Annotated in this window: 9 protein-coding genes; 5 read left to right on the top strand and 4 right to left on the bottom strand. The window is 47.9% G+C overall.

From position 1 onward, the window contains the following. Positions 1 to 341 precede the first annotated feature (341 nt). The gene (locus SD53_RS11240; protein ID WP_046520335.1) at positions 342 to 665 is read left to right on the top strand and encodes a DUF3718 domain-containing protein; all 324 of its coding nucleotides are present in this window, start codon (positions 342 to 344) and stop codon (positions 663 to 665) included. 17 nt (positions 666 to 682) lie between these two features. Here the strand turns inward: SD53_RS11240 and SD53_RS11235 are convergent, their stop codons facing one another. After that, complete coding sequence (locus SD53_RS11235; RefSeq protein WP_052749354.1) at positions 683 to 2284, bottom strand: methyl-accepting chemotaxis protein; 1602 nt, start codon at positions 2282 to 2284, stop codon at positions 683 to 685. Between the two features lie 282 nt (positions 2285 to 2566). On the opposite strand from SD53_RS11235, the gene SD53_RS11230 reads away from it, so the two are divergent. Continuing rightward, positions 2567 to 3433 carry a TolB family protein gene (locus tag SD53_RS11230; RefSeq protein WP_046520328.1) on the top strand — a complete coding sequence of 289 codons (867 nt, stop codon included), beginning with the start codon at positions 2567 to 2569 and terminating at the stop codon, positions 3431 to 3433. A gap of 245 nt (positions 3434 to 3678) precedes the next feature. Here the strand turns inward: SD53_RS11230 and SD53_RS11225 are convergent, their stop codons facing one another. Then, complete coding sequence (locus SD53_RS11225) at positions 3679 to 5277, bottom strand: isocitrate lyase (protein ID WP_046520327.1); 1599 nt, start codon at positions 5275 to 5277, stop codon at positions 3679 to 3681. Positions 5278 to 5458: 181 nt separating this feature from the next. Between SD53_RS11225 and SD53_RS11220 the strand changes: the two genes are divergently transcribed. Continuing rightward, the gene (locus tag SD53_RS11220) at positions 5459 to 6400 is read left to right on the top strand and encodes a LysR family transcriptional regulator (protein ID WP_046520326.1); all 942 of its coding nucleotides are present in this window, start codon (positions 5459 to 5461) and stop codon (positions 6398 to 6400) included. A 36-nt stretch (positions 6401 to 6436) separates the two neighbouring features. Here the strand turns inward: SD53_RS11220 and aceB are convergent, their stop codons facing one another. Continuing rightward, the gene (gene aceB, locus SD53_RS11215; RefSeq protein ID WP_046520325.1) at positions 6437 to 8041 is read right to left on the bottom strand and encodes a malate synthase A; all 1605 of its coding nucleotides are present in this window, start codon (positions 8039 to 8041) and stop codon (positions 6437 to 6439) included. A 220-nt stretch (positions 8042 to 8261) separates the two neighbouring features. On the opposite strand from aceB, the gene SD53_RS11210 reads away from it, so the two are divergent. Both SD53_RS11210 and SD53_RS11205 read left to right on the top strand, forming a co-directional pair. Continuing rightward, entirely contained in the window at positions 8262 to 8903 is a 642-nt protein-coding gene (locus tag SD53_RS11210; protein ID WP_046520324.1) for a DUF2726 domain-containing protein, read from the top strand. A 191-nt stretch (positions 8904 to 9094) separates the two neighbouring features. Then, on the top strand, positions 9095 to 9295 hold the full coding sequence (locus tag SD53_RS11205) for a hypothetical protein (RefSeq protein ID WP_046520333.1): 201 nt from the start codon (positions 9095 to 9097) through the stop codon (positions 9293 to 9295). Between the two features lie 45 nt (positions 9296 to 9340). On the opposite strand, the gene SD53_RS11200 is transcribed toward SD53_RS11205, so the two are convergent. After that, on the bottom strand, positions 9341 to 10291 hold the full coding sequence (locus tag SD53_RS11200; protein WP_046520323.1) for a carbohydrate kinase family protein: 951 nt from the start codon (positions 10289 to 10291) through the stop codon (positions 9341 to 9343). Positions 10292 to 10439 lie beyond the last annotated feature (148 nt).

Here is a 10439-nt window from a genome sequence, read left to right as displayed (position 1 = left end):
TGTGCATAAGGTGCAGCCTCATAACAACGACTATCAGTTATTACTTTCCAACGGCCAGACAGTTGCCGCATCCAGACGCTTTAAAGCGGACTGGTCGTCACAATTACTGCCGGCAAAATAGCGGTTTTCACCTTCATTTTGCTGGTCATAAGTCTGTCAAAGTTCAAGCAATGACGGGCTTTTTTTTGTATCTTTTTTGCGCAAAAAGTAACAAAAAGTAAGGCTTGTCCGCTAGTCACTTTAGCTGTCCCTCTGGTCACAAACCGCAGGAAAATCAAGGCCTGCAGTACCACACTACAGTCATGGCAAACGCCATATATCAACCTTCAGAGGACGACAACATGAACGCGAAACTACTCTTTGCCGCAGCCGTATTGACCTTATCCGCCAGCGCCAGTGCCCAGAGCACTATGGACCCCCAGATCCAGGATGTATTGATCGAAACCTGCGCTCATGCACAGGATAATGATCGCATCAGCCTGAACAAAACACTCAAAGCCAACCGCCTGTCGAAACAAAGAGCGGTCGACAAAGTGGTGTGTGACGGCAAAACTTTGGTGAACTTTGCCCGTAGCGCTAATGCTGACAGAGTTGTGGCCATGCTTGAGCCCTACGAGCAACGTTCAAAAGGCAATGTGTCCATTTCTGACATAGTAGCGCCATAATTAATGCGATTAAGCTTTCAAAGTTTGTATTTAGACACCGTAGTGCTTAATTGGTCAGCCAGTTCAGTCATCGACTGAGCCGCCTGGCCGATTTGCGTATTGCCGACCAGCACCTGATCCCCCAACTGCTTAAACTGTTGCACCTGATGGCGTATCTGTGCCACCTCTTGCTGCGCTTCGCTGGCGATGGCTGCAGATTGCTTGCTCACATCAGCCAATTGCAGGATCACAATCCGGCTTTGCTGTAAGGTCTCAACCAACAAAGAAGACAACTGTACGGATTGCGATGCCTGTTGCTGATTTGACCCCATAGTAGTCACCGCAGACTGGATAGAGCGCACTATAGTTTCGAGCATAGTATTTATTTCCACCGTAGATTGGTGTGTTCGTGTTGCTAAGGTGCGAACTTCGTCAGCAACCACAGCAAAACCACGGCCTGACTCTCCCGCTCTCGCCGCTTCTATGGCTGCATTTAGTGCTAATAGATTGGTCTGAGCTGCAATATCTGCAATAGTTTTTACCACTGTAGAGACCTGATCGCCCGCTACTTTAAGACTCAATAGCATTGAGGCTGTAGTTTCAATGTCTTTCGCCAGACTATGAATGCTATCACTGCTTTGTTGAACTTCTTGCTGAGCTTGTGCCAGTTGCTGCGCCCCCTGCTGGGCATATGCCGCAGCAGAGGCTGAATAATCAACACTTTGAGCCATCTGTTGCTCTAAGCGTTGCATCAGGCCCACTAAGCTGATGATATCGGCCTGTAAACTTTGCACCGAACAAGCGGACAAATCAGTACTATGACCAAGATCGGAAACGGCTTTATCAATCTGCACTATGGCTGCTTTCACCTCTGCCATGCCAGAACTGAAAACCTTTAACAAATGCGTCAGACTGGTGGACATCAACCCAAGTTCACCTTGGTGTTGCCGATCAAATATTAGAGTCAAATCCCGTTCTTGTGCCAGTTGGGTGATTTGACCGGACAAATTCTGAATAGGTACAGCGATTTGACGCTGTGCCAGGATAAAAGCTCCGATCGCAACAATAACCAGAGCTGAAATCAGACTGATGATCACCAAAAAACTTGAAGCTAACTGTTCAGAAATCGCTAACGAACCGCTATTGGCCTCTGCAGCCACCTCTGTCCTGAGCCGCTCTACGCGAACGGCTAATACAGCGGAATGCTTGGTTAAGTCACTCAGCTTTTCCCTGGCAGAATCCCAATTTACCTCTGAAGCTGCCATCACTGTCGCTAACGCATTGAGCGCATGATGAAAAGCTGCTAACTCTTTATCCAAAGAGACCTGTAATTGCCCGGCCAGATGTTGATTAGTTTGGTCTAATCTGACTTCTAACTCTCGCTGCTGCTTTTTAAACGCCGCGTGGTCTAACGTAGTGCCATACAAAGAATAACCTGCCAGCACTAACTCTTTACTGGCAGACAACAGCACATCCAGTTGGGCTAACACCGGCAAGGTAGTACCGGTGAAACCATCGACTCGATACCGAATTTGCTGATTGTTGTTTAACAGCACCGCTGCAGACAGAACTGCAACCAGTAATACAGCGGCATAACCTGCAATAATTTTACTGCGTATAGAATGAAGCATCAGGGCCATGGGCACCTCCGTTAACGACGCATTGCAAACAACAAGAAGCCGTCTCAGCCATGGCTAAGATGGTTAAGAAGACCCGTGGCGCGTCAGAAAACTTTCTCTGACTATTCAGATTATTACGCTAGTCAACAGCATCATACGGCTGGTAGTGCGTCCAGAGCCTGAGCTGCAGTATCACTCATCCCTGAAACTAGACCGTTGGAAACAATCCGCTGCACAAAAGCTGCGATGCTGTCAGCATGACGAACGAGATAAAAATGGTGATTTAGGATTTATGAGGTGTTGATGAAACAATTGATAGCGGTTTTTACTCTGGCCAGCCTGCCGGTCTGGGCTACTCTGCCTGAGCCTGAAGCTGTGGTTCTGCCCGGTATGCAACAGGAGTTGCAGCAATACAACTATCATCAGACGGCTGACGGCAAGCTGGCTGTTTTTGCTCAGTCAAATATAAATTTCCTGAATCCACAGATCATGTTGGCACGGCAGCAGAATAAGCAATGGCAACAAGCGGTTCCGGTATCTTTCAGTCAGGCGGAATTCAGTGATACCGATCCCTTTATTAACGCGGACGGATCAAGGCTGGTGTTTATTTCTGACCGGGGTAAAACTCAGGAGCAAGCCCACCCCCTGGATATCTTTGTCAGTACGAACAATGCCGGAGTCTGGAGCGAACCAGTCCCTCTGGCTCCTCAAATCAGCAGTGCGGCCATAGAATTGGGACCAGAGCAACATCAGCAGATGCTGTACTTTTCCTCTACCCGCCCTGGCGGGCCGTCAACTTTGTCGGTCTATCAATACAATGCGACAACAGAGCAGACAACGGCTTTACCGGTTCCGGTTAATCAGGGCCAACAAAACAGTGACTTCACCATCAGTCCTGACGGTCACTATGCGTTATGGTGGAGCACCAGAGCTGGTGGCCAGCCTCAGTTGTACATGAGTACAGTGACGGCAAATGGCTTTGGGCCAGCCACTCTGTTACCTGAACCTATCAATAGCCCGGCCGGAGAAATTACTCCTAACTTCACGCCGGATGGACAGTGGCTCTATTTCGCCAGCGACAGAGCATCTAAGCAGGGCTTGTATAAACTCTACAGGGTAAGCTGGCCGGCAATTGTCAGTGCATTATCACCAAAAAACGCTATCCAATAGGCAACTAGCCTACTTTGCTCAGATAAAAAAGGCAGCCTTGCGGCTGCCAATGTCAGTCTAAACCGACCACGTAAATCAAATTTCTCTTCGTACTTGAAGCCGCAGCGTTGTTGACTGCGTGCGCTCACCCCAATCACATAGGACTACTATGTTCATGGGGATGTTCGCACTTGTCGCCTGGCTACAACATCAATTACTTTGAGTAATTCACTCTTTTCAGCAATTACTTGGCCATAAACCAGAGGTTAGGAGAACTGGTTCATGGTGTTGTCTTTCCCTGAAGCCTTCAGCGCAGCTTCTCCAGAGAAGTACTCTTTGTGATCATCGCCAATATCAGAACCTGACATATTCTGATGCTTGACACAGGCGATGCCCTGACGAATTTCTTTGCGTTGGACGCCCGCCACATAACCCAGCATACCGGCAGCACCAAAGTACTCTTTCGCCAGATTGTCGGTCGACAAGGCCGCTGTATGGTAGGTTGGCAAGGTGATCAGGTGATGGAAAATCCCTGCTTCACGTGCGGCGTCCGCCTGGAAGGTCTGGATACGCTTGTCGGCTTCCAGCGCAAGTTCAGTCTCATCGTAATCTGCACTCATCAGCTTGGTTCTGTCATAACCAGATATATCTTTACCCGCCGCCTGCCAGGCATCAAACACTTGCTGACGGAAGTTTAATGTCCAGTTAAAAGACGGGCTGTTGTTGTACACCAGCTTGGCATCAGGCACCACTTGGCGGATTCGGTTGACCATTTCAGCGATTTGACCAACATGAGGTTTTTCGGTTTCAATCCACAGTAAGTCAGCACCATGTTGTAAGGACGTAATGCAATCCAGTACCACGCGATCGACACCACTGCCTTGCTTAAACTGGAACAAACCACTGGCTAAACGTTTTGGCTTTAACAGCTTGCCGTTGGCTTTGACCACTACATCGCCATTTTGAATATCCTCAGCGCTTTGAATGTAATCACCATCTAAAAAGCTGTTGTATAAATCACCTAAATCACCCGGCTCGTTAGTGACCGCAATTTGCTTCGTCAAACCAGCGCCTAAGGAGTCCGTGCGGGCGACAATAATGCCGTTTTCGATACCTAGTTCTAAAAAGGCGTAACGTACTGCATTAATTTTGGCCAGAAAATCGGCATGGGGCACTGTGACTTTACCGTCCTGGTGACCACATTGTTTTTCGTCCGATACCTGGTTTTCAATCTGAATAGCACAGGCACCGGCTTCAATCATCTTTTTCGCCAGTAAATAAGTAGCTTCGGCATTACCAAAACCGGCATCTATATCAGCAATAATAGGCACTACATGAGTTTCAAAGTTGTCGATTTTATGCAGCACTTCAGCCGCTTTGGCCTGATCATCGTTGGCGCGGGCTTGATCCAGTTCACGGAATAAGCCGCCTAATTCACGGGCATCGGCTTGTTTTAAGAAAGTGTATAACTCTTCGATTAAGGCCGGTACTGCGGTTTTTTCGTGCATCGACTGATCAGGCTGAGGGCCAAACTCAGAACGCAGCGCCGCAATCATCCAACCGGACAAATACAGGTATTTACGTTTTGTCGTGCCGAAATGTTTCTTGATAGCGATCAGTTTTTGTTGACCTATAAAGCCATGCCAGCAGCCCAGAGACTGAGTGTACTGACTGCTGTCCGCATCATAAGCTGCCATATCTGCACGCATAATATCAGCGGTGTACTTTGCGATATCTAAACCGGTTTTAAAGCGGTTTTGTAGCTGCATACGGGCGGCAGACTCGGCATTGATCGCGGCCCAGCCAGCTCCCTGTGCTTTGCAGCTTTGCTGCAGTTGTTGAATGGTCTGTTGATAAGCTGACATGATGCATCCCCTGTGGTGTTGTCTTTAGTTTGCCCGGCATTGAGTAATTGCCGCTGTTGACATCCACTATAGGTTTCAAAAATAAGATTCATGTAGCTGATTTTTTTGATTCCCGTCATTCATTGTGTGAATATAGAAGGCATCAAATTGACAGCAGATCAGCCATTAGAAGTGAACGCAGATGAATATCAGTAAAATTGACCTGAACTTGTTGGTGTATCTGGATGTGTTGCTCAGGGAAAAAAATGTCACCCGTGCCGCCAACCAACTGAATATCACTCAGCCCGCCATGAGTAATGGCTTAAAACGACTGCGGGATTTATTAAACGACCCTATTCTGGTGAGGACTTCGGACGGTATGGTGCCGACAGAGCGGGCTAAAGATCTGGCTCCTGTGGTACGGGGTATTTTGCTGACACTGGAAGAAACCTTACAACCCAACAAAGATTTTGAGCCGGAACACAGCCATCGTGTGTTTCGTATTATGGCCAGCGATTATGCGGCCTCGACTCTTATTCCGGCTTTGCTGAAAAAGCTGCGGGCTCAGGCACCTGGTACCTCGCTGGATATTATGACGCCGTCCGATGTGACCTTTCATGATGTGGAAAATGGTAAGGTGGATATGGCGATTAACCGCTTTGATCAACTGCCGCAGTCTTTTCATCAAAAGACCATATGGCGAGACAGTTTTGCCTGTCTGGTCAATAGCTTAAATCCTATACTTGGCAACTTTAATTTAGACACTTACTTAAAAGCCCAGCATATCTGGGTCAGCAAAACTGGTTTTGGTGTAGGTGTCGGCATGGATCCGGCCGATGTACAAAAACTGGGATGGGTGGACGAAGCCTTAGCCAAGTTCGGTAAACAGCGCAGCATCAGCGTTTTTACCCGTAACTATCATGTGGCTATGCATTTAGCAGTAGAAACAGATTTGATTGCGACTTTGCCTTTACGGGCTGCGCTGTTGTATCAGAATGACGCAACGATGAAAGTGTTGGATCCGCCTTTTCCGATCCCGTCTATAGAGCTGAAAATGATCTGGAGTCCGTTACTGCATCAGGATGCCAGTCATATCTGGCTAAGGCGGTTAATTACCGAAGTGGCAGACGAGCTGCATTTGTAAAAGGTCAGAGCCATAGGCTCTGACCGAATCAATCAATTAAGCAGTTAATAACTCATAAGCAGGTAAGGTCAAAAAATCAACCAGTTGATCGGCCGTGGTAATGTGCAGCAGCAGCGCCTGAGCGCGCTCAAATTGCTGTTGTTGCCACAACTCTTCGCCAACTTCCTGACGCACTACAGCAGCTTCCTGCTGCAGCATCTGGGCAAATAAGTCTTTGGTCACCAATTGGCCATTGTTTAAGCTTTTACCGTGTTTAATCCACTGCCAAATCGAGGTACGACAAATTTCTGCCGTCGCTGCATCTTCCATCAAACCATAAATAGGCACACAACCCTTACCACTGATCCAGGCTGCGATGTACTGCAAAGCCACCCGAATGTTAGTGCGCATGCCAGCCTCAGTGCGTTCACCTGCGCTTGGAGCCAACAAATCAGCGGCAGTGACAGGGGCATCATCAGTACGGCTGATATGTAGCTGATTGGTTTTGCCTTCTGTCAGGTACTTATTAAAGACTGCGTTAGCAGTAGCAGCTAACCCTGGATGCGCCACCCAGGTACCGTCATGGCCGTTGCTGGCTTCCCGCTCTTTATCTGCCGTTACTTTGGTTAAAATGGCTTGATTCGTTACAGGGTCTTTGGCCGGAATAAAAGCCGCCATACCGCCCATCGCCAAAGCGCCACGTTTATGGCAAGTTTTGATCAGCAGTTTTGAATAAGCTGATAAAAACGGCTGATCCATAGTCACCACCTGACGGTCTGGTAAGACGCGGTCAGCATGGTTCTTTAAGGTTTTGATATAACTAAAAATATAGTCCCAACGGCCACAGTTCAGCGCCACGATGTGCTCACGCAGTGCATACAGAATTTCGTCCATTTCAAACACGGCTGGCAAGGTTTCAATCAGTACAGTAGCGCGAATGGTCCCGACAGGCTGGTTAAATTTAGTTTGGGTAAAACGGAACACCGCATCCCACCAGGCGGCCTCTTTGTAGCTTTGCAGCTTCGGCAGGTAATAGTACACCCCTGAGCCTTTGGCTAAACGGGTTTGGTAGTTATGAAAAAAGTACAAGGCAAAGTCCACCAATGAGCCTGGTACAGCCTCGCCATCTACTTCTAAATGTTTTTCCCACAGGTGCAAACCCCGCACCCGGGCTATCAACAAGGCCTGTTTGTCACGCAGCGCATATTGTTTACCGGACTGGGGATCGCTGTAGCTGATGGTGCCTAAGTTGGCGTCACGTAAGTTAATCTGGCCTTCAATCACGCCATCCCAACTGGGGGCTTGTGAGTCTTCAAAATCTGCCATAAAAACTTTTACATCAGCATTTAAGGCGTTGATGATCATTTTGCGATCCACCGGTCCGGTAATTTCTACCCTTCTGTCCTGCAAATCGGCCGGAATAGCGGCGACCTTCCAGTCACCGCTGCGAATATCTGCAGTGTCTGCACGAAAATCAGGTAAAGCGCCAGCATCATAACGCGCCTGCTCTGTGGCTCGTTGCAACAGCAATTGCTTGAGCGGCAGGCGAAACTCACGCGTTAATTCAACAACCAGCCGACAGGCCTCTGGCGTTAATATAGTTTGAAATTCAGCCGGCAGACGGCCTTTGATCTCTAATCCTGCAATGGTGCTGCTTGTCATTCGGGTGATCCTTGTCTGTAGCAATAGGAGTTCCCTTCACTATAAGCCGAACCCGATCGGATCCCCATCATTTCAGCCATTAATAGGCCATATGCCAGACATTCAGCAAATTTATATAAATTAGAGCATTAATTCTAATTTATTGGCACACCTTATGCTTTACCTCTTGTGCAGCCAACTCATTTGAGCTGCAGAGTCAAAAGTTTGTCGGAGGTCATTAATGGAAGTTTTAATTGTCGTATTAGCCGTGTTGGTTATGGTGGCTGCTTTTTTAGCCAGCCGTTTTATGAGCCACGGCAATCCTTTTCCATTTAGCAAAAAAAGCAGTCTTTTTACTCAGGTTGAACGGTCTTACCTGAACATGCTGGAACAAGCAGTCAAAGGAAAGTACAAAGTGATGAACAGAGTGAAAATGGCTGACATTCTAGAATTAAAGAGCAATGTTGATGCCAAATCCCGTATCGCAGCGTCGGTGAAACTGAATGCCAAGTATCTGGATTTTGTTCTGTGCGATCCGACCGATATGAGCATTGTGGCTGTAGTTGATCTGGTCAACAACAACAGTAGAGATGGCCACAAAGCTGTACCTGACTGGTTTGTCAGTGGTGCTTTTGAAGCTGCTGGAATTCCTTATGTACGGATGAAGATTAAAACTGGCTATACTATTGCCGACATTCAGCAAGGTTTAGCGGCTAAAATTGGTCAACATGCATTAAAACCAGAGCCTTTATTAAAAGGTACAGTGAAGAAAAGCCCAACCCGGCCGATACGTCCACTGGAACCTGTGGCACAGACCAACAGTCTACCCAGCATTATTCCGGAGCGTAGCATTCGTTCTCAGTCAACTGCGATGATCCACTGACAGTGAACGCAAAACTGTCAAAGAGAATTTAATAACTTCAGGCATTTGGAACATAAGTCACTCCGCACGCCTAAAGACCGAAGCCGCTTGCTGCAACAAGCGGCTTCATTTTTTTCTGATCCTGAAAATAATTCTAAAGTCTAGGATCCTGCTGCCGATACGATGTATGGAGATATGGCATGGGAGTGACTATGACACAATCCGTAGGCTCGGCTGCAGTTAGCCAGAGCTATGAACTGTTGGGTGCCAGTCTGGCAAAAACTCAGCAAAAACAGGAAGGGAGACAAACCATGCAGTTGCTGGAAAGCGCTGTCAACTCGTCTCCGGCATTGCAGTCGCCAAGTCCGGTTCCTGTCGGCAACCTGGGTCAGAATATTGACATCAAGGTCTAACTAAAAAGGGCTAACGCAAGTTAGCCCTTTTCATAACAACAATGACTAGTTCCATTCTTGTGCTGTAGGTAAGGCTGCAAAAGCGCCGAATTTTTGACAGGTGAGCGAGCCCGCTGTTATCGCTTTTTCGATCAGTTGCCGTTGAATACTTTGCTCTGCCAGTACCTCAGAAAAACTGCTCCCAAGCGTGAATTGTTGCGCAAGCTGATACAACCAGGCTCCAACAAAAGCATCACCTGCGGCTGTCGTATCCACAACCTGTACAGAGCTTACCGGCACAGCAAAGACACCCGCTTTAGTGTAACTTTGGACTTGTGCTGCACCTGCTGTCACCACCAGCCAGGCGGGTCTGAAGCTGAGGATATGCTGCAGCCAACTTGCTGAATCTTGACCATCAGCCAGATACTCCAGCTCGTCTTCGCTGAGCTTGACCAGATCAGCCATCTCCAGCAATTGGATCACCAACTCTCTGCTGGCTTTGCCCTCAGCCCATAAGTTATGCCGTAAATTGGCATCCACCGACACCAACCAACCATGCTGTTGTGCCAGCCGGACCAAAGCAAAACTGGTTTGAGCTATCTCAGGCTCAGTTAAGCTATTGGAGCATAAATGCAAAATGCCCTTTTGCTGCCAAAGATCGCTCGGACAATGCTCTACTTTATACAGCAGATCAGCGGCAGGTGGCCGGTAAAAAGAGAAACTGCGGTCCCCCTCTTCATTCAACGCGACAAAAGCAAGTGCGGTTTTAGCCTCAGCCGTCTGGCGTACAGCACTGCAATCCACACCATAACTTTGCAGCTCCTGCAGCAAAAAATCACCGAACATGTCTTTACCCAACATGCCAATAAATTTACTGTGCCCCCCCAGTCGGGCCACAGCCACGGCCACATTGGCCGGAGCGCCGCCGGCAAAGCGCTGAAACAGCCCTGGCTGGGTTTTGTCTTGCAGAAAATCAATTAACACCTCACCAAAACAACAGACCGGAGTAGCGTTCATGTGATGTATTCCCCTGAAGTGAAGTGCATAAAACCGCACCAGAACTAAAACGTTTCAGATTCACTTTAGCGAATTGAAGGCCAGCTGTAAATATTCAGCGTATTATTTAAACATTTCATCATTAAAAGCCTTGCCAAAACAGAGAAAA

The sequence above is a fragment of the Rheinheimera mesophila genome, from assembly GCF_000986865.1.
Lineage (GTDB): Bacteria > Pseudomonadota > Gammaproteobacteria > Enterobacterales > Alteromonadaceae > Pararheinheimera > Pararheinheimera mesophila.
The sequence above is the reverse complement of the archived record's forward strand: the minus strand, read 5'-3'. Positions and strand labels throughout refer to the sequence as shown.